The sequence below is a fragment of the Catenuloplanes niger genome, from assembly GCF_031458255.1.
Lineage (GTDB): Bacteria > Actinomycetota > Actinomycetes > Mycobacteriales > Micromonosporaceae > Catenuloplanes > Catenuloplanes niger.
This window is the reverse complement of record NZ_JAVDYC010000001.1, coordinates 8685240-8711369: the sequence shown is the minus strand read 5'-3', so window position 1 is coordinate 8711369 and position 26130 is coordinate 8685240. Positions and strand designations below refer to the sequence as shown.

Genomic DNA, 26130 nt, shown 5'->3' with positions numbered 1-26130 from the left:
CCGCCGCCGGTGACGCCCCGCCCGCGGGCGGGGCGTTTCTGGAGTGTTGCCGGGGCATTTCCCACACGATAGGTTTGCGGACATCGACACGCCTCGTTCCAATCGAGGGAGTTCCGCATGGCCGCGATCAGCCGTCGTCTCGTCCTGACCGCCGGAGCGGGCGCCGCCGCCGGTCTCGCCCTGCCCGGTGCCGCCTCCGCCGGCGGGCACGCCACGACCGTGCGGTTCCGGCTCGACGCGCGGACGCTGGACGGCGGCGAGCAGGTCGTCTCCGTCACGCTCGGCACCTCGCGGCTCGGGGCGATCGACCCGGCGAGCCTGACGCCGGGCACGTTCGGCGTGCACGCCACCGCGACCAGCCCGCTGCCGAACACCGCCGGCCTCTACGACCTGGATCGCACCGTCACCGAGGCCCGGCTCGACCGGCACGGCGACGTCGTGCTCACGCTGGCCCACGGCGAGGGCGTCGCCGGCGGCAACACGCTCGGCTACGTGCTCGACCGCGGCCGCAACGTCCGGCTCGCCCTGACGTACACGATCACGCAGCACGCGCCGATCCGGCTGCGCCACGGCCGCGCGGTCACGATCACCGGGTTCACCCAGGGCCGGCTCGCCGACCCGGAGGTGGACGCGTTCAGCCACCACGAGTCCGCGTCCGGCATGAAGTACCGGCTCTACTCCCCCGGCCGCCGGGCCGGCCGGCGGCCGCTGATCGTGTGGCTGCACGGCGGCGGCGAGGGCGCGTCGCTGCCGGACGGCTACTACGACAACGAGACCCAGCTGCGCGCGAACCGCGGCGCGCTCGGGTTCGCCACCCCCGAGGCCCAGAAGATCTTCGCCGGGGCGTACGTGGTGGCGCCGCAGAGCACGTCGTTCTGGATGGAGGACGGCGACCGGTTCGCGCCGCTGATCCGGGAGATCATCGACGAGGTAGCCCGCCGCCACCCGGTCGACCGCTCCCGCGTCCACGTCGTCGGCTGCAGCAACGGCGGCTACATGAGCCTGAAGATGACCACGGTCTACCGCGACCTGTTCGCCTCGTCCGTACCAATCTGCGGTGTGGTCATGCCGCTCGGCGGCACCGGCGCGCCGCCGCTGATCCCGGACGCGGAGCTGACCGCGATCACCACGCCGACGTGGCTGGTCACCTCGATGGACGACCCCACGGTCCCGCCGGTGCCGAACACGGTGCACGCCGCCGACCTGATCCCGGGCGCGCTGCGCACGCTCTACGACCAGGTCGTCCGGAACGGCTACCGGTTCAACGGCCACTGGTCCTGGATCTACGTCGCGCGCAACGACCCGAGCGTCGACGGCACCCACCTCTGGCAGTGGATGGCCGGCCGCCGCCGGGGCTGACCCGGCCGGGTCAGCCGGTCAGGGACGCCAGCCGGTCGCCCACAGCGCGGCGGCCGGGCCGAACAGCGGTTCCGGAAGGCGTTCGAGATCCGGCCACCAGCGCCACTCGTGCGCCTTGTCCGGCTCCCGGACCTCCGGCTCGCCGTCCGCCTCGACCAGGTGGTGCAGCGTGACGTAGTGCAGGCCGCTGTCCGGGAACAGGTCGCTGGTCCAGCGGACCGGCTCGACGCGGGTGGCCCGCAGACCGGTCTCCTCCCGCAGCTCCCGGGCCACGGTCACCGCAGGGTCCTCACCGGCGTCCACCTTGCCGCCGGGAAACGCCCAGGTGCCGGGCCCGTGCGCGCCCCGCCGCCGGCCGAGCAGGACGGCCCCGTCCCGGATCACCACGGCGCTGACCCCGACGAACGGCCCTCGATACGATGCGGACATTCTGAGATCATGACGCGACGGGCGGATGGACGCGCGAAGCGGGGGTCGCCCCGACCGGCCGGCTCGGCCCGGTGATGCCGACCGGCATCGGGGTGGCCACCGGCAGGTACCGCTACGACCGCGTCCTCGCCGGCCTCCGCGGCCGCCTGGCCTGACATGGCTTCCCGTGACCGCTCCTACGGGTACGACCGCCGGCGGTCGTACCCGTAGGAGTGGGATCAGGGGTGACGGGCGGCGCCGATCAGGCCGGCCACGCCGACGGCGATCGCGGCCAGCGCCGCCACCACGGCGAACACCGGCAGGATGGCGACCTCGCCGCGGAGCACGTCGGGGGCCGTGGTGACCAGGACGATCACGCCGACCAGGATGGCGGCCAGGCTGATCGGCGTCCGCGCCGGGATGTTGCGGCGCGTGGCGCCGGTTCCGTTGTCCATGAGGCCTCCTGGCTTCGGTTCGACGACGCTGTCCTACCCGGACGGTCAGATCCGAAACCGCGGCGCGGCCGACCCCCGCGAGCAGGGCCACGAGCGACGGCCGTGCGTCCCGGTCGTGCGGCCACGGATCCGACAGGGAGGCCGCCCGCGGCCGACCGGTGCCCGCGGGAGCGTGCGGGACCCGCGCCGCCGGAAGCGGGCAGATCGGGCATGGAAAGGGCCCCGGCGGCAGATGCCGCCGGGGCCCGGGAAGCGGTTCCTACAGTGCCGGCTCGATCCAGATGTTGCGGTACTGGACCTTGTTGCCGTGGTCCTGGAGGCGGATCGCGCCGGTGGACGGGCCCTCCGGGATGTTGCCGCCGGTGCCGGCCGGGATCTGCACGTTGTCGTGGATCTTCTTGCCGTTCCAGACGACCGTGATGCGCGCGTTCTCGGTCTTGACGCCGGCGGCGTCGTAGCGGGCCGCGCGGAACGTGATGTCGTAGGTCTGCCACGTCTCCGGCGCGGTGGCCGCGTTCACGTCCGGCGGCTTCAGCTGGTAGATCGCGCCGGCCTCGTTGTTGTTCAGCGTGGTGTCGCCGAACGAGTCGAGGATCTGCAGCTCGTAGCGCTCCTGCTGGTAGACGCCGCTGTTGCCGCGGTCCTGGCCGGTGACGTCCGGCGGCAGCAGCGGCACCTTGAACTCGACGTGCAGCTTGTAGTCGCCGTACGCGTCCTTGGTCCGCAGGTCACCGCAGCACACCTCGGTTGCCTTCGTCGCGGGCAGGACCGGCCACTGGGCACGGCGGCCGTCCGTGTGGATCCAGTTGTCGAGCGAGCCGCCGTCGAAGAGCGTGATGCGCTTGCCCCACTCGCGGACGCTGATCAGGTCGAGGTTGACGTGCCCGGTGTCGAGCGCGTCCACCCGGAACTGGATGGTGTTGGCGCCCTTGCGCAGGTTCAGCTTCTCGGTGACGGTCGCCCACTCCTCCCAGGTGACCGTGGACGGCAGCGACACCTGCTTCACCTTGCGCCCGTTGACGTGCACGCTGACCGTCTTGGTGCCGCTGAACGGGTCCGGGCCGTTGGAGTAGCGCAGCCCGACCGCGTGGCCGCCGGCCCGGTCCACGGTGACGTGCATGGTGGTGGACGCGTTGAGCTTGCCGAAGCCGGCGGTGAAGCCGACGCCGGAGTAGCCGCGGTGGTCGGTGGCCAGCGACGCGCCGCCCTCCCGGTTGCCCTCCTCGGCCTCGTAGTAGACCTGCTGCGCCTTCTTGCCGGGCAGCTCGTTCATCGTGTACCACGCCTCGGTGCTCCACAGCGTCTCGCCGTCCCGGGCCGCGAACGGGCGCGGCGAGCGCAGGTGGACGACGCGGTCGCGGCGCAGGCCGGGCACGGTCAGCGTCACGGTCTTCCGGTCGGCGGAGACCTTCGCGCCGGTCACCTGCAGCGCCTCGGTGTCGACCTCCGGGCCGCCGTACTGCTCGGTCGGCACGTACCGCCACTGCTGCAGCTGGTACGCCGTGGGCAGCTTCGCGATCGTGGCGTCGGACAGCGGCTCGGTGTACTCGATCTTGAAGCCGCCCTCGACCGCCTTCATCGTCTTCATGTCGAAGACGGAGGTCTTGTTCGGCGTGAGCTTTTGCAGGCCGAACCGGAGCTTGCCCTCCTGGCCCCAGTTGCCGTCCGCGCCGAGCCCGCCGACGTAGATCGCGCCGTCCGGGCCGACCGACACCCGGTTGATGCCGGCCTCGAGGCCCTGCGTGTGGCGGAACACCGCGCCCTGCTCCACGCCGTTGACGGTCTCCAGCGCGGCGCGCTGCAGCCCGCCGTAGGTGACGTCACCGATCAGCAGCTGCCCACGGTACGTCCCGGAGTCCAGCAGCACCGGCGTGCTCGGCGAGTTGCCGATCTGGTTCTGCGGCAGCCACAGCACCGGCCGGGTCGGCGCCTTCGCGTCGAACGGACCGTCCGGGTTCGTGTAGTGGTTGAAGAACGCGCCGTCCTGGATCTTGATCAGCTTCGACGACGGGAGCCAGCCACCCTGGTTGTCGGTCACGTAGATGGAGTTGTTCGGCCCCCAGCCGATGCCGTTCGGCGTGCGCAGGCCGCCGGCGACCGTGGTGACCTCGCCGCTCCTGCGGTCCACGACGATGTGCGTGCCGCGCCCGCCGACCGGCTGCGGGTCCGTGGTCGCGCCACCGTAGTTGATCGACACGGAGAGGTTGAGGTAGAACTTGCCGTTCCGGTAGAGCAGCCCGAACGCGAACTCGTGGAAGTTCCCGCCGAACGGCCAGGTGGCCACGGTCCGCCGGGTGTCCAGCACGTCGTCCTTGTCGGTGTCGCGCAGCTCGGTCAGCTCGTGCTTCTGTGACACGTAGACCATGCCGTCGACCACGGCCACGCCCATCGGCTCCTTGAGCCCGTCGGCGATCTTCTTGTATTTCACGCTGTCCGGGCCGGTCTTCCCGGTCACGTTCTCGACCAGGTACACCTCGCCGGCGACGGTGTCCGAACCACCCCAGGTGGTGATCACCATCTTCTTGTCCGGCCGCCACGCGATGCCGCTGACCTGCGGCTCGAAGCCCGGCGGGCGCAGGTTCGTGAGGTCGTACCCGGGGTTGACGCCGGCCAGCGGCAGCCCGTCACCGGGGGTGTCGGTGCCGGAGACGCACTCCTTGCGGCCCGGCGCGGTCACCCGGACCACACCCGCGTCCGTGGTCAGCGCGCTGTTCGGCACGGTCTCGAAGTCACCCGCGCCGGGGGTACGCCAGGCGAGCCGCAGCTCCTGGCCGCCGTCCCGCTCGAAGTGCTCGATCCGCAGCGGGTGCACGCCCGCGGTCAGGTCGATCGTGCCCTCCTTCGGCGGATCGACGCCGTGCAGCCCGTCGTGGTCGATGACGAGCCTGTCGCCGATCCACAGCCTCGAGCCGTCGTCACTGGTCAGCCGGAACGTGTACGCCCCGGCGGACGGCGCGGTCAGGTTCGCGATCGCGTGCGTGACGAAGTTGGACGCGAGCCCGAAGTCCGCGTCGGTGGACCAGTCGATCGTGGGCATCAGCTTGTCCACGTTGGGCGTCTGGCCGGGCTTGAGTTCGCAGACCTTGCTGAGCGGCACCCCGATGTCGTACGTCCGGAGCGTCACCCCCGGCTCCTGCGCTGGCGGGTCGACCGCGAACGCCGGTGTGGGCGTCGCTATCAGACTTGTCACGATCACGGCGGCCACGGACAGACGTTTTCTCATCTGCGCTCCCGGGTTACGGGTGTGATTCAGGGCTGTGAACATCCTGAAGTACTTCCGTCGGTACGTCTACATCTTTCGATCGTGCGGAATTAACTTTTTCCTGAGTCGTGCAAAAGTACGGTCAAACAGGACAGACGCGCGATGTCCAGGAACTCTCACGCGGACCTTCAGCGGTTCTCCAGCGGCGCCGGGACCGTGAGGGGGCACGTCCACTCACCACCGTGGAGGTATCGATGACACCGCTGTACCGCCTCGCCGCGGCGCTGCTCGTGGCGACCGGCACGCTCGCCGCACCGGCGCCCGCGCCGGCCGCGCCGGCCGCCACCCCGGCCGCGTGCACGCCGGCCTGGGGTTCCTACGGGCCCGGCAACTGGCCGCCCGCGTGCTGGCGGCCGTTCGAGGCGACCAGCCCGTTCAACACCCCGATCCCGGCGAACCCGCGGCTGATGGCGCAGTCGAGCGCGATCGTCGGCCGGGTGCTCGGCGACATCTCGGCGCGCGACTACGTCGGGCACCTGACCGCGGACCCGGCCGGGCACGGCGGCGAACCGACCTACTACGCCCAGCCCGGCGACCCGGTATTCCGCGTCGACTGCGTCGAGTACGGCGGCAACTTCACCATCGACGGCCTGCTGGTGCCGATCCCGGCGCAGGCCGCACCGGAGGGCGGCTGGTCCGCGCCGGCCACCGCGGACCGGCACCTGACCGTGGTCGACCAGGCCACCGGCTGGTCGTACGACATGTGGCAGGTCCGCGGCACCGGCCTGCCCGCACCCGGCGGCACGCTGCAGATCTCGTTCGGCGGCCGGTCCCGGATCGTCGGCGACTGCGCCGGCGTCCCCGCGGACGGCACCAACTGCGAACCGCCCGGCGGCGGCGTCGGGCACGGCACCGCCGCGCACTTCGCCGGACTGGCCGGGCGCGTCCGGGCCGAGGAGCTGGTGGCCGGCCGGATCGACCACGCGCTGAACATCGTCATCGACTGCGACAACGGCACCGCGGTCTACCCGGCCCGCGGCAAGGGCCGGCCCTGCGCGAACCCGCTCAACGCGCCGCCGATGGGCGCGCTGCTGCAGCTGGACATGACGCGCGCCGAGATCGACGCGCTGCCGGTGCAGGAGTGGAAGAAGGTCTTCCTCCGGGCGATGGCCGAGTACGGCATGTACTTCGGCGACACCGGCTCGCGGAACCTCTTCTCCATCGAGATCGAGTCCGGCAACCAGTACACCGCGTTCGGGCAGGCCGACCCGTGGCTGAAGTACGGCAAGGACAACTGGGAGCCGTACACCGAGGGCGGCGTCACCTCCTACGTGGCGAAGCTCTACGGCCGGACCGGCGACCCGAACCCGCAGCTCGACTGGATGGCCGTGGTGTGGAGCAACCTGCGCGTGCTCGACCCGTGCGTGGCCGCGCGCACCTGCTGATCAGTCGTTCAGGACGGTGACCCGCAGGGCCAGCACGGCCTCGCGGGTCTCCGGCATCCGGGTCACGGTCAGCATCGCCCAGCGCCGGTCGTGGGTGCGCAGGCAGATCCGCGCACCCGCGGCCAGCGCGGCCAGCCGCACGTTGCCGCCACCGTCCCGCGGCAGGCCCCGGCACGTACCGGGCGGGTCGGTGCGGTTGACCGCGTGGATCGCGTTGAACGCGTTCGTGTTGGTCAGGTCGACGCCGGAGAGCTGGTCGTGCGCGGATTCCGGGCTGGTGCGGTAGAGGTCGAGGAAGTCGTAGTCGGGCGAGCGCGGATTGTTGGTCGCGTGCCAGTCGCTCGGCCGGCCGTCCGGGATGTCCAGGTCGTAGCCGAGCCCGGGGCGTACCGCCAGATCGAATTCGTGAAAGACGCCACCGGCGGCATCAGCGGTACGCCGGGAGGCGAGCACCGCGGTCCCGGCACCCGCCGCGAGCAGCAGCGCGACCCCGGCGGCGATCCCCCGCCACCACGCTCGCCGGCGACCGACCGCCGGTGTCCTGGCTCCCGGCGTACCGGTGTCCGGCGTGCCGGTGTCCGGCGTCCGGAGTGGCTCGGGCGTGGCCCGCGATACGGTCGCGGCCCGCGGGGTGGCGGTCGCGATCATCCGTGGCTCGGGCGGTCCAATAGGCGGCGGCGCGGCCTGCGGCGGCGCGGACTGGGGCGGCGCGACCTGGGGCGGCACGACCTGCGGTGACGCGACCTGCGGTACAGCGGCATGCGACGGCGCGGCCCGTGGTGTCGCCGGGGCCGGTGCCGGGGTGCCGCCGTCCGGCAGCAGATCCGGGTCCTGGCGGAGGATGCGCTGCTCCAGCGCCCGCAGCTCCGGTCCCGGCTCGACGCCCAGCTCGTCCACCAGCCGCAGTCGCGCCGCCCGGTGCACCGCGAGTGCGTCCGCCTGGCGGTGGCAGCGGTACAGCGCCAGCATCAGCTGCGCCACCGGCCGCTCCCGCCACGGCTGCTCCGCGACGAACCGCTCCAGCTCCCCCACGATCTCGGCGTGCCGGCCGAGCGCCAGATCCGCGTCGATCCGCAGCTCCGTGGCGGCCAGCCGGCACTCCGCCAGCCGCGCCGCCTCCCGGGCCGCGGTCTCGCCCGGCACGGTGCCGTAGGCGGGACCGCGCCACCAGCCGAGCGCCGCGTGCAGCAGATCCGCCGCCTTGTCGTATTCCCGCTCCTCGACCGCGGCCCGCGCACGCCGCACCGCCTCCTCGAACCGCCGGCTGTCCGGCTGGTCCGGTGGCAGGTCGAGCAGGTAGCCACCCGGCACGGTACGCAGCACGCGCGGCCGTTCCCCGGCCGCCCGGCCCGGCTCCAGCAGCCGGCGCAGCTGCGACACGTACGTCTGCAGCGTGTTCGCGGCCGTGGCCGGCGGCGCGTCCGCCCACACCTCCGCGATCAGCGCGTCCGTCGTCACGAGCTGTCCCGCGTGCACGACCAGGTGCCCGAGCACGGTCCGCGCCTTCGCGCCCGGCATCACCCCGTCCCGCCCGCCGTGACGCACCGTCAAGGGTCCCAGCACGAACAGCTCCAACCGGCCAGGGTGTCATCGGACCCCGGCCGGGAGATCGCAGCGTTCGATTCCGGACAGTCCGTATCAGGCGGCCCGCTCGGGCATCACGGCCGCGGCCCGCCGGCGCGGCGTCCACCAGTTCGCCGCGCCGAGCAGCGTCATGACGGCCGGGACCAGCAGGCCCCGGATCACCGTGGCGTCGACCGTGATCGCCACGGCCAGGCCGAGGCCCATCATCTTGATCACCGGTTCGTCGCCGAGCACGAAACTGGCGAACACGCACACCATGATCAGTGCGGCCGAAGTGATCACCACACCGGTCTCGGCCAGGCCGTCCCGGACCGCGCGACGGTTGTCGCCGGTCCGCTCCCAGTGCTCGCGGACCGCGGTGAGCAGAAAGACCTCGTAGTCCATGGACAGCCCGAAGAGCAGGGCGAACAGCATCATCGGTACGTACGCCTCGATCGGCACCGGGCCGTCCAGCCCGATCAGCTCCGCGCCCCACCCCCACTGGAACACCGCGGTCAGCGCGCCGTAGGCCGCGGCCACCGACAGCAGGTTCATCGCCGCGGCCTTGGCCGCGACCACCGGCGCCCGGAACGCGACCAGCACCAGCAGGCCACTGAGCAGCACCACGACCACGATCACCGGCGGCATCCGGTCCGCAACCCGGTCGGCCAGCTCGCCGCGGACCGCGGTCTGACCGGTCACCGAGACAGCGGCTCCGGGTACGTCGAGCGCGGCCAGTCGGCCGGCTGTGTCCAGCGTGACCGGGTCGGACGGCGCGGTGTCCGGGATGACGCGCACGGACGCGACCTGCCCGTCCGGGGCGAGCCGGGCCGGGTTGGCCCGCGCCACACCCGGCACGCCCGCCGCCGCACCGGTCAGCGCCGCCAGCCGCGGATCGCCGGGGCCGGTCGCGGCCGGGCTGAGCTCGGCCACCACGGTCAGCGGGCCGTTGATGCCGGGCCCGAACGCCGCCGCCATCGCGTCGTAGCCGGCCCGCTCGGCCGACGACGCGGGCCGGTCACCGGCGTCGGTCTGGCCCAGCGTCATGGCCAGCGTGGGTGCGGCCAGCACGAGCAGCAGCGCGCCGCTGGTCAGCGCGTACCGCCAGGGGTGGCGGATCACGCGGTCGGCCAGCCGGCCCCACCCGGACGCGCTGCCGGTCCGGGCCCGGCGCACCGGCAGCGCGTCGACGCGCGCGCCGAGCAGCGTGAGCAGGGCCGGCAGCAGCGTGGTGGCGGCTCCGACCGCAATCACCACGACCAGGCCGGACGTCCAGCCGAGCGTGGTCAGGATGGGCACGCCGGCCACGCCCAGCCCGCACAGCGCCACCACCACGGTCCCGCCGGCGAAGACGATCGCGCTGCCGGACGACGCCACCGTCTCCGTGACCGCGTCCCGGACGTCCCGCCCACGGGCCAGCAGCGCCCGGTAGCGAGTGATCAGGAACAGCGCGTAGTCGATGCCGACGCCGAGCCCGATCATCGTGCCGAGCGTGGTGGCCACCGACGGGACGCCGGTCAGGTGGCCGGCCAACCCGATCGCGCCGATACCGACGACCAGCACGATCGCGGCAGTGACCAGCGGCAGCGCGGCCGCGACCAGGCCGCCGAACGCGACGACGAGCACGGCCAGCGCGACCGTGACGCCGATCAGCTCGCTGTGACCGGTGCTGGGCTGCGCGCGGGTCAGCGCGCCGCCGGGCAGCGTCTCCAGGCCGGGTGTCCCGGCCGCGTCCATCACGTCCTCGGTCATCGCCCGGGTCAGCTCCTGCGGGCCGACGTCCAGCGTCACGTCCAGATAGCCGGTGCGGCCGTCGGCGCCGAGCACCGGCGCGCCGACGGAGTCGACGTGCGGCACACCACGGATCCGGTCCACGGTCCGCGTGATCGCGGCCGCGACGGCCGGGTCGTCCAGGCGCTCGCCGGCGGAGCGCAGGATGACCTGGCCGTTCGCGTTGTCCGCACCGTCGAGGTGCGCCTCCAGCAGGTCGCGGCCGTGCTGGCCGGCGCTGCCGGGCAGCGTGGCGTCCTCGTCGACCGGCCGCCCGAACGCCAGCACCAGCGTGGCGACCGTGACGGTGAGCAGCAGCCAGGCAGCGATCACCGGCCACGGGTGGCGGGTGATGACGCGCCCGCAGCGGGCCATCACCCGGTGCGCCGCGCCGCTCTCGATCGTGCTCATCGGCGCGTACCCCCACAGGAGTTGTTGTCCTCGTCGGCCCGGCCGGAGCCGAGGTCGAAGCCGGTGCCGGCGACCACCAGCAGCAGGCCGCCGGTGGTCGCGGAGATCCGCTGGTAGACCAGGCCGTCCGGGAGCGCGGGCAGCGCAACCGTGCGCGCACCGGCCATGCCGTCCGGCAGGCGGGACGCGGGCACGCGCAGGCCCAGGCCGGCCAGCTCGATCTCACCGGGCGTGACGGTCAGCCGGTTGCCGTCCACGGTCAGGTCCGCGTACACGGTCGCGGGCATGGTCATGCCCCGGACCGGCAGCGTCGTGGTGATGGTGAGCCGGCCGCCGTCGCCGCCGAACTCGGCGCCGGCGAGCCCGGGGCCGGACAGCGCGTCGCCGGCCAGCCCGGTCAGCGCCGGGTACGGCAGCACGGCGCTCGCGGTCAGCGCGTCCGCGGACGTGCCCCGCAGCCCGCGCGCCTCCACGCGCACGTCGCCGAGCGGCACGTCGCGTGCCGTCACCCGGTCCGCGCGCAGGCTGACGCCGTCGAACTCGCCGCGCGCCAGCTGGGTCAGGAACGGGAAGCCGCGGAGCGTCACGTCCACGTCGCCGGTGATCGCGGCCGTGCAACGCAGCCGCGCCGCCAGCCGGTCACCGGCCAGGACGGCCGTGATCCGGTCCGCCGCGACCGGCACGGCGAGCGCCACCACGGCCGCGACCGCGACCACGGCCTTCGAAGGTTTTCTGAGCACCTCGACATGCCACCAGCCGCGGATGCCGGGGCGGTGCGGGAACGATGAGAGTTGCTCGTGAGTCGGCGCGCCGGCCGGGCACCGCTCAGCGTGGCAGCGTGCACCACACGGTGGAGCCGTCGACGCCGGTCTCGCCGCCGTGCGCCCGCACCACACCGGCCACGATCGCGAGCCCCAGGCCCGCGCCGTCCGACTCGGACCGGGCCGACCCGGCCCGCCAGAACCGGTCGAACGCGTGCACGGCCGCCACCGCGTCCAGGCCGGGACCGTCGTCGGTGACCGCGAGCCGGACCCGGTCCGGCCCGTGCGTGACCGTGACCCGCGCGGCCGTGCCCGGCGGCGTGTGCGCGCGCACGTTGCCGAGCAGGTTCGCCAGCACCCGGCGCAGCGAGTCCTCGTCGCCGGTGATCACGCAGCGGTCCGGTGCGTCCACGGTCAGCGGCCGGTCCGGCTCCACCGCGGCCGCGTCCGCGACCGCGTCCCGGGCCAGCGCGGCCAGGTCGACCGGCCCGTGCCGGGCCGGCGGCTCCGCGTCCAGCCGGGCCAGGTAGAGCAGCGACGTGACCATCGCGCTCATCCGGTTCGCCTCCTGCTCCAGCCGGCGCAGCACGTCCGGCCGGTCGTTGAGGTCCACCACGCCGGTACGGATCAGCTGCAGGTAACCCCGGATCGCGGTGACCGGCGTGCGCAGTTCGTGCGAGGCGTCCGCGACGAAGTCCCGCATCCGCGCCTCCGACCGTTCCCGGGCGGCCAGTGCGGCCTGGATCCGGGTCAGCATGCCGTTGACCGCGCCGGTCAGCCGCCCGACCTCGGTCCGGGGCCCGTGCGGCGGGTCCGGCACCCGCCGGTCCAGGTGCCCGTCGGCCAGCTCGGTGGCGGCCGCCGCGATCTCGTTGAGCGGGCGCAGCCGGCGGATCAGCAGCCACCGGCCGGCCGCGGTGAGCACGGCCAGCACGGCCAGCGAGGTGCTCCCGGCGACCACGGCCAGCCGGGTCACCGTGTCCCCGGCCCGGTCCAGCGGCAGCGCGACCAGGACCGTCAGGCCCCGGTCGCGTACCACCACGGCCCGGAACCCGGCGACGTCCTGCGGCTTCGGGTCGTCCGGGTCGGCGCGGTCGAGCAGCGGACGGGACGGCAGCGGGACCGTGCCCATCATGCGCAGCGTGCCGATCCGGTCGCCACGCACCTCGATCAGGTACTCGGTGACGGAAATGACCTCGCGGACCGTCTCCGGGCGCCGCTCCGCGGGCAGCGTGTCCGTCCGATAGCGGTGCCGGGCCAGCTCGGCCGCGGCCAGCAGCTGCTCGTCGGTGCGGTGGATCAGGTAGGCGTGCAGCACCACCGCGGCCGTGCCGGTCACGACCAGCAGGCCGCACGCGGTCAGGCCGGCCATCACCAGCAGCAGCGAACGGCGCAGCGTCACGGCCGGGCCGCCCGCAGCGCGTAGCCGAACCCGCGGTGCGTGACCAGCAACGGCGGGCCGAGCGGGTCCAGCTTGCGGCGCAGGTACCCGACGTAGGTGTCGACCACGTTGGAGCCGGCGTCCAGGTCGTACTCCCACACCGCCCGGTAGATCTGCGACCTTGACAGCACCCGGCCCGGGTTCTCCAGGAAGTAGCGCAGCAGCCGCAACTCGGTCGGGGACAACCGCACCTCCCGGCCGGCGCGGCGCACCTCGAGCGTGTCCGGGTGCAGCTCCAGATCGGCGTAGCGCAGCGTCGGGTCCGGCTCCGGCGGTGCGGCCCGGGCGCGGCGCAGCACCGCGCGGACCCGGGCCAGCAGCACGTCCATGTCGAACGGCTTCGTGATCCAGTCGTCGCCGCCGTAGGCGAGCCCGGCGATCTCGTCCGCGCGGGCGTCGCGCGCGGTCAGGAACACGATCGCGGCGTCCGAGCCGGCCGCGCGCAGCCGGCGGCACACGTCCATGCCGTCACCGTCCGGCAGCATCACGTCCAGCAGGATCAGGTCGGGCCGGTGCGCGGTCGCGGCCTCGACCGCGCCGGCCGCGGTGGTCGCGGCTCGCACGGTGAAACCGTGGAACTCCAGCACGGTACGGAGGAGATCCACCAGGTTCGGCGCGTCGTCGACGACGAGGATGCGGGCGGTCATGATGCCGCCATGACATCACGGTCACGTGTGAACCGGATGAGAGTCCGGCCCATTGCCAGGGTTGCGTGCACCCTCTTCAATGTCATGTGTGGACGACCACGCCGCCGACCGGGCCCGGCAAGGGCTGCGCGCCTGGGTGCGTGACGCCGGCCGGCAGGCGCAGCGCGCCGGGCCGTACGCGGTGCTCGCGCTGGTCACCGCGTCCGCGATCGCGCCGGTCGCCGCGGTGGCGCTGCAGTTGCCGGCCGCGTTCGCGGCCGCGCTCGGCCAGATCGGCGGCATCGGCGTCGGCGTGCTCACCGACACGCTGACCCGGACCGCCCGCCGGTTCCGCGGGCGGCCGGAGCCGTCGGAGCCGGAGTGGCGGGCCGCGATCGCGGCCGAGCTGGAGCCGCTGCTGGCATCGGACGGGGAGAACGGCCGGGCGCTGCGGGCCGAGGTCGGGCGGCTGCTGCGGGCGGTCGACGCGGTCGGGACCACGCTGACCGCGGTCGCGGCCGACGACACCCGGTGGCGCGACGAGCTGGTCACCGCGTTCACCGTGCTCGGCACGGACATCGGCGAGCTGCGCTGGATGGTCGCGGACTCCCGGCGGGTGCTGGACGACGTCCAGGACCGGCTGGCGACGCAGAGCGTGGAACTGCACGCGCGCCTGGACGGCATCCGGCGGCAGCTGATCGCGTACGCGCAGCTGCGCTCCTCCGGCCCGCCGCCGGCAACGCCGCTCCCGCCGGCGGACGCGGTCTGCCCGTACCCCGGGCTGAGCAGTTTCCAGCCGGTGGACGCGCCGTTCTTCCACGGCCGTGACCGGGAGACCGCGCTGCTGCTCGGCCGGCTGGCCGAGCAGCGGGTCGGCGGGCCGCCGCTGATCGTCACCGGCGTCTCCGGGGCCGGGAAGTCGTCGCTGCTGCGCGCGGGCCTGCTCCCGGCGATCGCGGCCGGCGGGCTCGGCACGGAGGCGACGGCGTGGCCGTGGGTGCTGATGACGCCGGGCGAACACCCGCTGGCCGACCTGTCGGTGCGGATCGCCGCGCTCACCGCGACCGGCACCTCGGCCGGCCGCCGGGACACGATCCGGCGGCTGACCGCGGAGGGGCAGCGGCCGGTGATCGTGGTCGACCAGTTCGAGGAGCTGTTCACCCGGTGTCCGGACCCGGCGGAGCGGATCGCGTTCGCGGACGCGCTCGCCGACGCCGCACCCGCGCTGGTCGTGATCGGCGTGCGGGCGGACTTCTACGCCGCGTGCACCGAGCTGCCGCCGCTGGCCCGGATGCTGGCCGCCGGCATGACCGTGGTCGAACCGCTCGGCGACGAGGAGCTGCGCCGGGTGGTCACCGAGCCGGCCGCGCGCGCCGGGCTGACGGTCGAGCCCGGGCTGACCGAGCTGCTGCTGCGCGACCTGACCGCGCCGGGAGCACCCGGGCACCGGCCCGAGCCGGGAACGCTGCCGCTGCTCGCGCACGCGCTGCACGCCACCTGGACCCGGCGCGAGGGACGGCGGCTGACCGTGGCCGGCTACCGCGCGACCGGCGGCATCCACCACGCGGTCGCGGAGACCGCGGAGGGCATCTATCTCGGCCTCGACCCGCCCGGGCGGGAACGGCTGCGGACCGCGATGCTCGGGCTGGTCACGATCGCGGCGGGCGGCACACCGGTACGGCGGCGCGGGCCGCGCGGCACGATCGACGCGGAGGTGCTGCGGCTGCTGGTCTCGGCGCGGCTGCTGACCGCGGGCGACGAGACCGTGGAGATCAGCCACGAGGCGCTGCTGACCAGTTGGCCGCGGCTGGCGGACTGGCTGGCCACCGCGCGTGAGGAACTGCTGCTGCGCCAGCGGCTCGGCGACGCGGCCGACGACTGGCACGCCTCCGGCCGCGATCCCGACCTGCTGTTGCGCGGCGCCCGGCTGGCGGCGGCCCGCGAACTGGCCGGCGTGCACGACCCCGGCGCCGCGCCCCAGCCCGCGGCGCCCCCACCGGCCGCGTCCCGATCGGCCGCACATGAGCCCGGCACGTCGCATCAACCTGGCCCCGGAGCGCCGGCACCGGGTGACGTCTTCCGGGACTACCTCGAGGCCAGCGCCGTCGCGGCCGGTGCCGCGGAGCGGGCGCGCCGACGGCGTACCCACCGGTTGCGGGTCCTGGCCTCCGCTCTGGGGGTGGCTCTGCTGCTCGCCGTGGCCGGGTTCGTCGTCGCGGTCGACCAGGGCAGCGACGCCCAGCAGCGGCGGCGCGAGGCCGTGTCCCGGCAGCTGGCGATGGCGACGCTGACCACGCTGGGCAGCGACGACCTGACCGCGATGCGCCGGGCCGTGGCCGCGTGGGCGGAGGCACCCACCGTGGAGGCCCGCGGCGCGTTGCTGTCCGCGCAGATGACCAGCGCGTCCGGCAGCCTCGGCACCGGCTTCGGCGGTCCGGCGGCCGCGGTCAGCCCGGACGGCTCACTGATCGCGATCGGACACGTGGACGGGCACGTCGAGCTGTGGGACACCGCGACGCTCACCCGGACCGGGCCGGATCTGGTCGCCGCGCCCGGTCAGGTGGTGCTGTCGCTGTCGTTCTCCCCGGACGGCCGCCACCTGGCGATCAGCGTGCCGGTCGAGAACGGCGTGCAGATCTGGGACGTGCCCGCCGGTACGCGGCGACACCGGCTGCCCGCGCTCGGCGCCGCCGCGTGGCTGCCCGGCACCGGCACGCTCGTCGCCATGCGCACCGACGTCACCGGCGACCACCAGCTCGGCGGCTGGAACGCGGAGACCGGCGCGCGCACGACCTCGTTCGGGATCGGCGACCTGGTCCCGTTCGACCTCGCGGTCAGCCCGGACGGCGCGTACGCCGCGGCCGCGGACAGCCGGCGCGGCGCCGCGGTCTGGCGGATCCGCGACGGCGCCCGGCTGATGTCCGTGCCCGGCACCGTGCGGGTCGCGCTCGCCGCCGGCGGCGTGCTCGTCACGAACGGTCAGGACGGCGTGATCCGCACCTGGCGCGTCGACGGCGGCGCCCAGATCGCCACGCTGACCGACCCGGCCCGGTCCCGCGCCCCCGACCCGCTGGTGGTCACGCCCACTAACCGGCTGCTCACGTTCGGCACCGAGCAGCGTGCGCACCTCAACTCGTGGCCGCTGCCCGACGGCGAGGAGAACCGCGGTTTCGTCGGCTTCACCGGCGCGCCCCACACCGCCGCGATCTCCGCGGACGGCCGGGTGGTGGTGGTCGCCGGCACCGAGGCGCCGACCGCCGTGTTCCGCCGCGGCGACAACTGGATCTTCCACCCGGAGCCCGTGGTCGACGCCGTGCCGGACCCCACCGGCCCGCGCGTCGCCGCCGTCTCCCGCGACGGCACCCTGACGATCACGAACCTCGAGACCCGCGACACGGTACGCCGAGCGGAGACCCGCCTGCCCGCACACGACCTGCGGATCGCCCCGGACGGCACGACGGCGATCTCCACCACGGACGGCCGTGTGCAGGTCCGCGCGCCGGACGGCACGGTCCGCGGCGAGGTCACGGTCGGCGCGCCGGACCGGTTCGGCACCCCGGTCCAGATCGAGTTCTCCCCCGACGGTGCCGTGCTGGCCGCGACCGGGTCCGGCCCGCCGGACGAGAGCGGCTTCCCCACCGGCCTGACGACGCTGTTCGACACGCGTACGCTGCAGCCGCGCGGCACCCTCGACACCGGCGGGGACACCGTGTCCGACCTGCTGTTCAGCCCGGACGGGAGCACGGTCGCCGCGATCGTCAACGTCACCGGCGAACTCGATCGCCCGACCGCCGCGCAGCTCGTCACCTGGCGCGTCGCGAACCTGCTGCGGGACTCCGCCCACCCGGTCGGCACCCGCCAGATCGTCGACGCCGCCCGCAGTCCGGACGGCCGGGAGGTCGCGGTCGGCGGCGTCGACCGGCACCTGCAGATCTACGCCGCGGACGGCAGCGGCCCACCGCGCACGTTCGGCGAGCACCCCGGCATGATCATCGCGGTCGCCTGGTCACCGGACGGCCGTACCCTCGCCACCGCCACCGACGTCGACAACACCGTCCGTCTCTGGGACGTCCGCACCGGCACGCTGACCGCGCAGCTCACCGGGCACGTCAACCTGATCAACTCGATCGCCTTCCACACGCCCACGCTGCTGGTCACCGCGTCCGCCGACAACACGGCCGGCGTCTGGAACCTGGACCCGTCCGCGGCCCTCACCTCGGTCTGCCGCGTCCTGGTCCCGGCCGAGACGGCCGCGGGCCGCGCGCACCCGGCCGGCTGCCCCTGACCGGCCGCCCGCGCCGCGGTCCGCGTCATGCGCTTTCGCCGGACCGGCTCCGGCTGCCGTGCCCGGCGCGTGGGCTCGGGTGCCGCGCCCCGGCGCGTGGGCTCGGCTGTCGCGCCCGGCGCGTGGGCTCGGCTGTCGCGCCCGGCGCGTGGGCTCGGCTGTCGCGCCGGGCTCGTGGGCTCGGTCGTCCGCGCCCGGTGTGGGGTGTGGCTTCGGCTGGTGCGTCGGTCAGTGGCACTGCCAGAGGAAGCGGCCCTCGGTGCCGTCCGGCGAGACGAAGACGTAGCCGACGCCGTCATCGCCGAAGTTGAAACCGAGCTGCTCGGTCAGCTGCGCGACGAGTCGCCAGCCCGGTGCCGGCGTCTGGTCGAACTGCAACCACACCGGTTCGCCGCCGAGGAACTGCATCGGCACCCGGCCCGGGGCCGGCGAAGCGTCCACCGGCAGATGATCCTCGTCGCGCCAGCACATCCGCGGCTCGTCCATCGCCCGCACGGTGACGAACGACGGCACCCGCCCACCCGGCTGGACGATGACCGCGTTCTCGCCCGCCTCGGGTTCGAACGTCTCGTGGACGTCCGGCATCCCCGGCCGGTTCTCGTCGTACCCGGAATCGTCGTCCCGGATCTGCAGCGTCTCGCTGTCGGTCATGAATAGATAGGCCAGCCGAGGTTCGCCGTCCGGCCCGTCATCCAACCGGAACTGGCCGAGAAAGAACATCGGCCGCCCGAGTGCCCGCGACACCGGCCACTGCGGCCCGTCCAGCCACGTGGGCCGGCCGCACAGCTTGGTGACCGGCCCGGCAACCGCCGCACCGGCTTCCTCGAACGCTACTGGACGACGCATACGCCTGACCTTAGGCGCACCGCCCGGCCACCCGGGCGTGATTCACCGGCCCGGCTGGCCCGGTCGTCGCCGTCTCGCGGAACGGCCCGGTCGTCGCCGTCTCGCGGAACGGCGCGGCACCCGCGGCGGTGGCAGCGTCACGAGCGGGCACAGCACCGGCCCCATGGCAGCATCGGGATCGCGGCAGGTTCGGATGGCGCCGGATCAGGTGGAGGCACCCGCCACATTGTCGGCTCCGTCGAACCGATTGCCGCAGCCGGGACAGACGATCCGGCCGAAGAGGCGGGTCACGTTCGTGGCGACCGCCACGCGACCGGCTTGCGTCGCCTCGGCATGGAGACGTTCGGCCAGTTCGCCGGAGAGTCCGGGCACGATGTCAGGGTCACCGGCGGACAGGTTCACCAGGGTTTCCTCATCGCACTCCGGGCATCGCACCTCGACCTCTCCGTCGTTGAGGTGATCGAGGTGCTTGCCCCACGTGTCGTCGCCGTCGAAGCCCAGGATCGCCTGGAGAAGGTAGACGAACGCCGAATCGTCGGATGCCGCCGGCAGACGCTCGACCGCCATCGTGCGCAGGGCCGCGATGTCGTCGGCGTAGCAAGCGCGGTCCGCATCGGTGGCGTCCACCGCGATGAAGCCGGCCAGAGCCAACGGTGCCTCGCGCCGGTCCGCGGGAAAGGCAGCAATCGTCGTCGACAGCCAGGGCAGAAGAGCAGCGCTCGCGGGGTCACAGGTGCCCTGATGGCACGACTGCTGCCAGATGGTGCTCCACGCCGGGGAGGCGGGATCGGCTGCCGCTGATCGAAGTACCTCGAGAGGGTATTCCACGCGCCGCAGCCTCACACATTCTCCGACGTGACACACTCGTCCCGGCATTTCCGCGCGTCGCGGGCAAGCGCGCGTTGCGCGGAGTGTGACGGCCCCGCCGACCATCGTACGAAATCGGCCGGCCGACGAGACGGGACCGCCGAGCAGCTGGCATCATTGTGGGCCGCAATAGACCGGGCGGCGGGTGCGGTAACCGCCGACCGGGGCGGGGGTTACCGTGGATCAACAGCAACCCCGGAATGAGGCTGCAGATGATTGACATGCAGGAATTCGCGCGGCGGCTGAGCACCGTCGGAGCTGATACGTTCACCAGCGACGACGTCGTCGACCTGGCAACCGCCGCCGATGTCCGAATCAGCGCTGACCACAAGATCAACGCCGCTATGGCACAGCGTCTGCTCGACCAGATCTCACCCACGCCACCCGTCACCGGCGCACAGATCACGGCATCGCAGTGGCCGCCACCCGTGTCCTCCCAGCGTGCGGCACCGTCGGTGCTGTTCTCCAGCCCCGGCGCCGTCGACAGCCCGGCTGATCAGCCGTCACGCCCCCGCAGGTCCGGCCCGGCACGTAGCGACCGGCGATCGGGCCCTCGACGACCCGGCAGGTGAAACCACTCCCCGCCCCGGCAGATCCCGCGCCGCGTGGCCGGCACCGCACCGGTACCGATCTCATGCCGGCCACCCGGGACTCGAAGCCGGCTGGACCGCGTCTCGCTTCCGCCTGCTACCGGCGAACATCGACGTCCCGCCCACGCACACACTGGCGGTCGCACGAGCGGATACCGCCGGGCGGCCACGTCTCGTGGACGCGTGCGGTGAACCGGGCTGCTCGTCACTACGCAGTCGCGAACGACTCCGAGGCTCGTCGCGCCCGCCCGCCCGCCGCGCGGCCGCTCGACGTGGCCGACGACGAGTTCGACTCCGTGGCCGAGCGCGTCGTTGCCTGGCGGGCCCGCACAGCGCCGACGGTGACCGGACCAGACGCGCCGACACCGTGCCCGGCATGCGGCGCTGGCCCGGACCAGTCCACCGACCCCAGCACACCCTGCTCAGCGTCCGCTACTGCGGTCATCCCCACTCCTACGACTACAAGCACCAGGACCAGACGTGCCCCTGCCTCATCGGCGCAACGTGACCAACCCTCGATAACCAACAACGCATTGACAGCGGCAGATCCGGATGTTCGGTCAGGTGCGTGAGGAACCTGCTCTACCCTCGTCTCGTGTCCACCGAGTGTTGCGGATCGTCATGACGCACGAGTCGGCTTGGCCGCTGGAGTCGTTGTCAGCGCTGCGGCTCGGCAAGCGGCTTGCAGTAGAGGTGCCCCCGACCGGACCAGGACGACGCGCCTTCGTCGACATCACGCCGGGCAGCGTGGACGCCGATGCCCAGGCCCGCGCCGAGCGGTGGACCCACCGGAGCACTGCCCGGTCCTTCACCGTTCAGCACTGGGAGTACGACGCCGCAGCGATCGACGGACTCGACTACGACATCGCTGCCGTCTGTCTGCGCAGCGCTACGGCGGCCGACGAGTCAGAACTCTTGACGGTGCTGCGAAAATGGCATCGCGACCCGACCCACTTCCGCTACGTTTGGGACACCGCTGATCCACGGTAATCCGGTCGAGATTCCAAACGCCGGCGCGCGGATCGCGGCAGATCCGCGTAAAGGTGTGGCGCCATGTGCCTGCTGTTGCGATTGTCGGCAGTGTGGTCAGATGCTGGCATGGCAGTCCTAGACTCGCACGAGATCATTCGGCGCCAGCTGCGTGGCGAGACGGTGAACGGCGAAGTAGGTGTGCGGTTGCGCGGTGGCCCTTCGCACGGTCGAATCAAGATCGTAGGACTGGACAACCAGGCCAGACCACCAGCCGGACTACGCGTACGGCACGGCAGTGGAAACTGGCACGCCTACCTACTGGATGCCGACGCTACCGAGCCGTCAGCGTGGGTCTACCTCTTCAGCGGCGAGGACGACACCTCGTAACGTACTTACCGAAGCCGCGCGTTGTCGGCGGCAGATGAGGATGCCCGCCCCCTGGGCTTGTCATGAATGGTCACTCTGCGCTTACAAAGTTCTCGACGCTGGGGCCGAACAGAAAAACAAGTTGCCGAGCCTGGGTTCGGACGTCGAAGATCTGCGTTGTGAGTCGAAGCCTGCGAACAGACCCCCGGCATCGGCAGGCGCTCCGTAACGCTACGCAGCTCGAACGGGTGCGAATCCGCGTTCACTCTCCGCGTCCTGGATTCGCGCACCCGGCAGGCAAGCAAGACGTTCGTGCGGTGCTGGATGCCATCGGGCCGGAAGCGTGGTACGGCTTGCGCGTCGTCGAGCTGCGCCAGACCGAGGACTTCGATCGACGATCGATCGTTTACGGCCGGACCCGAACACCCGGCGAGATCCTCCTGTACGAACAACCGGAGAACGAAGCCTCGGAATTGCAGAATTTCATGCGGTTCGACGTTCTGCTGCACGAGCTTGGACATCATGTGCTTCAACACCGTGCTCGGAAGTTCTACAGCGTGCGACGGACATCGGAACATGAACGGTTTGCAGAAATGTTCGCGCGCCGCTGGAAACCGACGGTCCGAGCTGCGTTCTCCAGATCTGCATTGACCGAATAGCGGCTGACGGCCGGGATGCACGAACGCACTCTCATCGGCAAGAGCGTGCGTTCGGGAGCGTCCCGCGCCCTATACGCAGGGTGACAACCCGCGAGGGCGCCAGCACGCGCGGACTGCGGCATGAGAGGGCAAGCGCATCTAGTAGAGAATGAGGCCATGGATGGTGAAGTACCACCGATTGAGTTCGTGACCGACGGTCGGATCTACGAGCCGAACGGACGGCACTCCGATGAGTTCATCGTTGTGTTCGGTGCCCTGATAAGTGGCCCGGCAGCTCCCGAGTTCGGAGCGTCATTGGTAGTGGAATTCTCGGCCGAACTAGCAAGGCCCGATGGCACAAGGATCCTCATCGACGACGCGCATGTGGACTTTCCGGTCGCCGACGAGGCTCCGGGAGAGGGACCCTTCGTTCTCCTGCGCGGCGCACGCGCAGGCGACGTGCCTGCCGGCACTCTGATCGTTGCCCGCCGGTTCCGGCGCCAGTCCGACAGCTGATGTGCTCTCATCGGCTACTTGTTTGCTGGCAGCACGACCGCAGCCCGGCCAGGCTTGGTCGAGGTGACCAGCGGGACAGCTCTCTCATCGGCTGCCCACCGTAGTTGGTGTGGCTCTCATTTGGCGTGCGCTCCGCTGGTCACCGTGGCGTGAAGAGGCTCCAGAGGAGTATGCCCAGCTCGAAGTAGCGCTGCCCTCCCGCCGACGTCCATGTCGGGACCGGGGAGGGAGATCAGCAGATGGCTCGGGTCATCATCGGGGTGGATCGACACAAGCGGTCCGCGACCATCGAGTCATCAACGAGCGGGAGCTGGCCCTCGGGTCAGGCCGCTTCGCCACCGATCGTGACGGCTACAAGGCGATGCTTGCCGCCGGCCGCAAGCACGCCGACCGAGTATGGGCGGTCGAGGGTTGCGACGGTATGCCGCCCAGCGGCTCGTCGCCGACTGCGAGACCGTCGTGGATGTACCGGCCGAACTGTCCGCCCGCGCCCGCGTGTTCAGCTCCGGCCCTGCCCGGCGTACTCCGTTCGGCAGTTTCGCGCGTACGTGGCCGGTGCCGGATGCCACGAAGGCGGCGAGGGCGTAGTCGGCGTGCCGACCCGTCGGCCACTGCCTGCGGCCCGGTGCGCGGGTTGTTGCAATGTCACGCCGCCGGGAACTTACCCAGGCGGTTGGCCGCGTTCTCAGGGGTGATCGCGCTGCTGTTTCGGGGCGCGGCCCATGTAATAGCCGGGTGCCTCGTGGATTCCGTAGTGTCGCCGGAGTTCGCCGCGGCGGTCATCGGTCACCCAGCGCACTTCGTAGTCCGGCCCGCCGTCGTCGCTCGGGAACGTTCCTTCGAGGATGCCGGGCAGGACAGCGAAGGGCGGGTAGTCCTCCTCGATCTCGATCGTTCCGTCCGCCCAGGTGAACAGAAGCCAGCATCCGACCTGCTTCACGGAGAACAGGTTCCTGAACGGCGCGGTCTGGATGGCCAGCCAACCGGCGACCTCGCCGTTGTGCACAAGTTCGGCTATCGCGCCGTCGAGGGTCGTCAGTCGCGCGCGCAGAGCTTGATTGGCCTCGTCCACCGAATCATCCTGCCATGGCGATGTCCTCCACTCGGCGCGCCCTGCGCGCAGGCCGGCCACGCACCGGATCGCGCTGCGGGACCACCTTCGGTGGCCGGAGCGCACGCTCGATGGCATGTGAGCGGGTCGACGCATCCCCGTTCTGGACCCGCAGGACCATCGTCATGCCGGGGTGATGTCGAGGAGCTCGGGGGCGGGGAGTTCGGGTGCGACGGTGTCCCCGACGGTGAACCATTCGATGCCGCCGAGCAGTTCACCCCGGCGGGGATCGACGATGGTGTAGAGGAAGAGCTGCTCGTCGGTGCCGGGAACGACAGCGTTGACCCGGATCGTCATGCCGATTCCACGGTACGGTTCGAAGTCGACGGACGGGCAGCCGCAGGAGCAGCCGCCGACGACGACCGCGCGGGCCGCCTGGGCACGCAGCGCGTCGGCGTTGTCGATGCCGGCGCTCAGCAGCGCGTCCAGCACCGCACGTTCCCTCGTCGTCAACGGCCTGGGGTCCATGGTCGCCTTTCGCTGGTCTCTGCCGGGAAGTCTCTCAGGCACCTCCCGCGACCACGGCCGGACACGTGCATCGGCCCCGGCGCTCCACCAGTGGTGACGGCGTCACCACCCGGATGCGAGGCGGCCGCGGAAGGAGCGAGGATGGTGCGTCAGGGCCGTTGCCGCGGTTGGCCAGCCCGTCGCAGCCGTCACGCGCGGGCCGAACGAGCCACTGTCGGGCTCCGCGGGCACTGCCGCCGGTCCGTGCGCGAGGGCCGGGAAGGTCCGGGGGCCGGGCGGGTCGCCGGCGGTTCGCTGTCTATCGGCGGCCCGGTGGGGTCCGGGTCTTCTCCTGGCAGCGCGGGCAGCGGGTGGGGCAGGCGGCAAGCTGAGGTGCGGTGGCGAGACCGGACTCGCGCAGGATGGTGGTGACCGTGTCCTCGAACGTCGACGACTCGTCGATCACCGTCTCGGTGGGTACGCCGAGGAGGTCCCGCTCGGTGTACCAGGACCGTAGGTCCTCGTCGGTGACGCCGGCCAGACCGTCCTTGCCCCGGTGCCGGCGTAGTGTCTCCGGGAGGCTGACGTCCAGGTAGAACACGTGTGACGGGCCGCGATGGCCGGCGATCAGCTCGCGCAGGGCCGTGGCGTATCGGGAGGCGATCAGCATGCCTTCGACGATCGCGTGGTATCCGTGTTCGAGCGCCGCGCGGGCGGTGGCGGTGATGACTGCCGGGGCGGCCGCGTCGATGCCGCCGATGTCGTGCTCGCGCAGCAGCACGCGGCGCAGATAGTCCTGCTCGATCAGCGCGGCTCCACGCCCGTAGCGGGCGCGGACCTCCCGGGCGGCCGTCGTCTTCCCGCTGGCCGAGTTGCCCCGGATGACGACGAGCGTGCTCCGTGTCCGGGGCACGTCCTCGACGCACGGGGTCTCGGGTTCGCGCTGATCCGGCACAGCGAATCCTAACAGCGGCCGGCCGCGCCGTCGGGCACCCCGATCTGCCGCCGGCGGAGGCGGGCCTTCGGTCCGCCGTGGTCGCGTCCCCGCCGCCGTTCCGCCCGGTTCAGGAGTGTTCGGCGGTCCACGGGGCGTACGGTGCTGTCCGGGAGACGCTTTCGCCCGGCGCGAGGTCGAGGATGTCGAGCAGCGTGAGGTCGTGTTCGACGGCGTGGTGCAGATGGCCGAGCTTGCCCGTGGCGGGGTCGGCGTCGCTCGCGCCGATGAGTTGCCACAGTCCGTCGTCGGCGTCGTGACCGACGTACAGAATCGGCTCGGTCCGTGCGAAGACCTCACCGGTCTGGATGCTGGTCGTGCCCAGCAGCCAGTGCGTCATCCACCACGCGCGCCGGTCGCGTTCCATGACCCGGTCCACCACCCACCAGACGAACGGCAGGTCCGCGTGCTCGCGAGCCTGGCTCGCGGTGAGGTCGGCGCCGCCCTCGGGCACCCGCTCGAACGGCGCGTCGACGAGCGAACAGGCGTAGCGGCCCTCGTCGTCGAAGACGATCGCGTGGAAGCTGGCACCGCCCGGGTTGCCGGCCCCGATCCCCACGGTCAGCCGGGCGACGTGGGGATCGGAGCCGGTCGTCCAGCCGAACGCATACGAGGCAAGCTCGCCGCGCGGCCCGACGAACTCCCCGAACGCGCGCCGTTCCACACCCGCTCCGACGCGCGTCCCGGTCAACCGGCCCTCGATCACCTTCAGATTCACGCGGCGAGACTACCGGGGCGGACACGCCGCCGCGCCGTCCCGGCGAACGGGTTTTCGATTCGGTCATTCCGGCGACGCGGGCCGACGGCGGGCTGTGCATGCCGTGCACGTCCCGTCCGAGTTCGATGAGCAGGTTGGACCGGTTCAGCACAGACGGGGCCGGCGCAGGCATGCGGTCTCAGGTCTGAGGTAAGGCACCGGCGGGGCCCGCAGCCGTGGGGGTCGGCTGAGGTGCTGGCCACCCGCGAACGGCATGGCGGGACCACGATCAGCTGGACCTGCCCTTCCCCGAGTCGGGGGAGCTGCTGTTCTTCTGGGGCGAAGGACTCAGCGTTCTCG

At 72.5% G+C, this 26130-nt stretch carries 22 protein-coding genes; 8 read left to right on the top strand and 14 right to left on the bottom strand.

Annotated features, from left to right (window positions below; genetic code table 11):
- The first annotated feature begins 117 nt into the window (after window positions 1-117).
- Window positions 118-1359, top strand: a complete 1242-nt coding sequence (locus J2S44_RS38260; protein ID WP_310424710.1) for a prolyl oligopeptidase family serine peptidase — start codon at window positions 118-120, stop codon at window positions 1357-1359.
- A gap of 18 nt (window positions 1360-1377) precedes the next feature.
- Here the strand turns inward: J2S44_RS38260 and J2S44_RS38255 are convergent, their stop codons facing one another.
- The 3 genes from J2S44_RS38255 to J2S44_RS38245 form a co-directional block, all read right to left on the bottom strand.
- Complete coding sequence (locus tag J2S44_RS38255) at window positions 1378-1788, bottom strand: nucleotide triphosphate diphosphatase NUDT15 (RefSeq protein WP_310424708.1); 411 nt, start codon at window positions 1786-1788, stop codon at window positions 1378-1380.
- A 218-nt stretch (window positions 1789-2006) separates the two neighbouring features.
- Complete coding sequence (locus tag J2S44_RS38250; RefSeq protein ID WP_310424706.1) at window positions 2007-2222, bottom strand: hypothetical protein; 216 nt, start codon at window positions 2220-2222, stop codon at window positions 2007-2009.
- Between the two features lie 259 nt (window positions 2223-2481).
- Entirely contained in the window at window positions 2482-5445 is a 2964-nt protein-coding gene (locus tag J2S44_RS38245; protein ID WP_310424704.1) for a 3-keto-alpha-glucoside-1,2-lyase-like domain-containing protein, read from the bottom strand.
- Window positions 5446-5678: 233 nt separating this feature from the next.
- Between J2S44_RS38245 and J2S44_RS38240 the strand changes: the two genes are divergently transcribed.
- Window positions 5679-6869, top strand: coding sequence for a hypothetical protein (locus J2S44_RS38240; RefSeq protein WP_310424702.1), 1191 nt, complete (start codon window positions 5679-5681; stop codon window positions 6867-6869).
- On the opposite strand, the gene J2S44_RS38235 is transcribed toward J2S44_RS38240, so the two are convergent.
- The 5 genes from J2S44_RS38235 to J2S44_RS38215 form a co-directional block, all read right to left on the bottom strand.
- Window positions 6870-8432: an AfsR/SARP family transcriptional regulator gene (locus J2S44_RS38235; RefSeq protein ID WP_310424700.1), complete on the bottom strand. Its 1563-nt coding sequence runs from the start codon at window positions 8430-8432 to the stop codon at window positions 6870-6872.
- A gap of 75 nt (window positions 8433-8507) precedes the next feature.
- Window positions 8508-10613, bottom strand: coding sequence for an MMPL family transporter (locus J2S44_RS38230; RefSeq protein ID WP_310424698.1), 2106 nt, complete (start codon window positions 10611-10613; stop codon window positions 8508-8510).
- The gene (locus J2S44_RS38225; RefSeq protein ID WP_310424696.1) at window positions 10610-11353 is read right to left on the bottom strand and encodes an LmeA family phospholipid-binding protein; all 744 of its coding nucleotides are present in this window, start codon (window positions 11351-11353) and stop codon (window positions 10610-10612) included. The genes J2S44_RS38230 and J2S44_RS38225 overlap by 4 nt, the downstream gene beginning before the upstream one ends.
- Before the next feature lie 85 nt (window positions 11354-11438).
- Complete coding sequence (locus J2S44_RS38220; protein ID WP_310424694.1) at window positions 11439-12776, bottom strand: sensor histidine kinase; 1338 nt, start codon at window positions 12774-12776, stop codon at window positions 11439-11441.
- Window positions 12773-13462, bottom strand: a complete 690-nt coding sequence (locus J2S44_RS38215; RefSeq protein WP_310424692.1) for a response regulator transcription factor — start codon at window positions 13460-13462, stop codon at window positions 12773-12775. Before J2S44_RS38215 ends, J2S44_RS38220 begins: the two co-directional genes overlap by 4 nt.
- An 88-nt stretch (window positions 13463-13550) precedes the next feature.
- Between J2S44_RS38215 and J2S44_RS38210 the strand changes: the two genes are divergently transcribed.
- Entirely contained in the window at window positions 13551-17726 is a 4176-nt protein-coding gene (locus J2S44_RS38210) for an nSTAND1 domain-containing NTPase (RefSeq protein ID WP_310424690.1), read from the top strand.
- 228 nt (window positions 17727-17954) lie between these two features.
- Here the strand turns inward: J2S44_RS38210 and J2S44_RS38205 are convergent, their stop codons facing one another.
- A complete protein-coding gene (locus J2S44_RS38205; RefSeq protein WP_310424688.1) occupies window positions 17955-18572 on the bottom strand; it encodes a DUF1963 domain-containing protein in 618 nt (205 codons plus the stop codon).
- A 204-nt stretch (window positions 18573-18776) separates the two neighbouring features.
- Window positions 18777-19400, bottom strand: coding sequence for a hypothetical protein (locus tag J2S44_RS38200; RefSeq protein ID WP_310424686.1), 624 nt, complete (start codon window positions 19398-19400; stop codon window positions 18777-18779).
- 251 nt (window positions 19401-19651) lie between these two features.
- Here J2S44_RS38200 and J2S44_RS38195 point away from each other — a divergent pair, with 251 nt between their 5' ends.
- From J2S44_RS38195 to J2S44_RS38180, 5 genes are all read left to right on the top strand, one after another.
- Window positions 19652-20011, top strand: a complete 360-nt coding sequence (locus J2S44_RS38195; protein ID WP_310424684.1) for a hypothetical protein — start codon at window positions 19652-19654, stop codon at window positions 20009-20011.
- A 624-nt stretch (window positions 20012-20635) separates the two neighbouring features.
- Window positions 20636-21019 carry a hypothetical protein gene (locus J2S44_RS38190; RefSeq protein ID WP_310424682.1) on the top strand — a complete coding sequence of 128 codons (384 nt, stop codon included), beginning with the start codon at window positions 20636-20638 and terminating at the stop codon, window positions 21017-21019.
- A 63-nt stretch (window positions 21020-21082) separates the two neighbouring features.
- On the top strand, window positions 21083-21388 hold the full coding sequence (locus J2S44_RS43175) for a DUF8847 domain-containing protein (RefSeq protein ID WP_488193106.1): 306 nt from the start codon (window positions 21083-21085) through the stop codon (window positions 21386-21388).
- A gap of 296 nt (window positions 21389-21684) precedes the next feature.
- Entirely contained in the window at window positions 21685-22026 is a 342-nt protein-coding gene (locus J2S44_RS38185; protein ID WP_310424680.1) for an ImmA/IrrE family metallo-endopeptidase, read from the top strand.
- Window positions 22027-22182: 156 nt separating this feature from the next.
- Window positions 22183-22521, top strand: a complete 339-nt coding sequence (locus J2S44_RS38180) for a hypothetical protein (protein WP_310424678.1) — start codon at window positions 22183-22185, stop codon at window positions 22519-22521.
- A gap of 685 nt (window positions 22522-23206) precedes the next feature.
- Here the strand turns inward: J2S44_RS38180 and J2S44_RS38175 are convergent.
- From J2S44_RS38175 to J2S44_RS38160, 4 genes are all read right to left on the bottom strand, one after another.
- Complete coding sequence (locus J2S44_RS38175) at window positions 23207-23593, bottom strand: hypothetical protein (RefSeq protein WP_310424676.1); 387 nt, start codon at window positions 23591-23593, stop codon at window positions 23207-23209.
- A 162-nt stretch (window positions 23594-23755) separates the two neighbouring features.
- A complete protein-coding gene (locus J2S44_RS38170; RefSeq protein WP_310424674.1) occupies window positions 23756-24064 on the bottom strand; it encodes a hypothetical protein in 309 nt (102 codons plus the stop codon).
- Window positions 24065-24398: 334 nt separating this feature from the next.
- Window positions 24399-24992 carry an AAA family ATPase gene (locus tag J2S44_RS38165; protein ID WP_374728049.1) on the bottom strand — a complete coding sequence of 198 codons (594 nt, stop codon included), beginning with the start codon at window positions 24990-24992 and terminating at the stop codon, window positions 24399-24401.
- Window positions 24993-25143: 151 nt separating this feature from the next.
- Window positions 25144-25791, bottom strand: coding sequence for a hypothetical protein (locus J2S44_RS38160; RefSeq protein WP_310424670.1), 648 nt, complete (start codon window positions 25789-25791; stop codon window positions 25144-25146).
- Window positions 25792-26130 lie beyond the last annotated feature (339 nt).

Bases quoted from the DNA above. Each gene is read 5' to 3' on its own strand.
- J2S44_RS38260 (WP_310424710.1), top strand. From the start codon at position 118: ATGGCCGCGATCAGCCGTCGTCTCGTCCTGACCGCCGGAGCGGGCGCC.
- J2S44_RS38255 (WP_310424708.1), bottom strand. From the start codon at position 1,788: ATGTCCGCATCGTATCGAGGGCCGTTCGTCGGGGTCAGCGCCGTGGTG.
- J2S44_RS38250 (WP_310424706.1), bottom strand. From the start codon at position 2,222: ATGGACAACGGAACCGGCGCCACGCGCCGCAACATCCCGGCGCGGACG.
- J2S44_RS38245 (WP_310424704.1), bottom strand. From the start codon at position 5,445: ATGAGAAAACGTCTGTCCGTGGCCGCCGTGATCGTGACAAGTCTGATA.
- J2S44_RS38240 (WP_310424702.1), top strand. From the start codon at position 5,679: ATGACACCGCTGTACCGCCTCGCCGCGGCGCTGCTCGTGGCGACCGGC.
- J2S44_RS38230 (WP_310424698.1), bottom strand. From the start codon at position 10,613: ATGAGCACGATCGAGAGCGGCGCGGCGCACCGGGTGATGGCCCGCTGC.
- J2S44_RS38215 (WP_310424692.1), bottom strand. From the start codon at position 13,462: ATGACCGCCCGCATCCTCGTCGTCGACGACGCGCCGAACCTGGTGGAT.
- J2S44_RS38205 (WP_310424688.1), bottom strand. From the start codon at position 18,572: ATGCGTCGTCCAGTAGCGTTCGAGGAAGCCGGTGCGGCGGTTGCCGGG.
- J2S44_RS38195 (WP_310424684.1), top strand. From the start codon at position 19,652: ATGATTGACATGCAGGAATTCGCGCGGCGGCTGAGCACCGTCGGAGCT.
- J2S44_RS43175 (WP_488193106.1), top strand. From the start codon at position 21,083: ATGTGCCTGCTGTTGCGATTGTCGGCAGTGTGGTCAGATGCTGGCATG.
- J2S44_RS38180 (WP_310424678.1), top strand. From the start codon at position 22,183: ATGGATGGTGAAGTACCACCGATTGAGTTCGTGACCGACGGTCGGATC.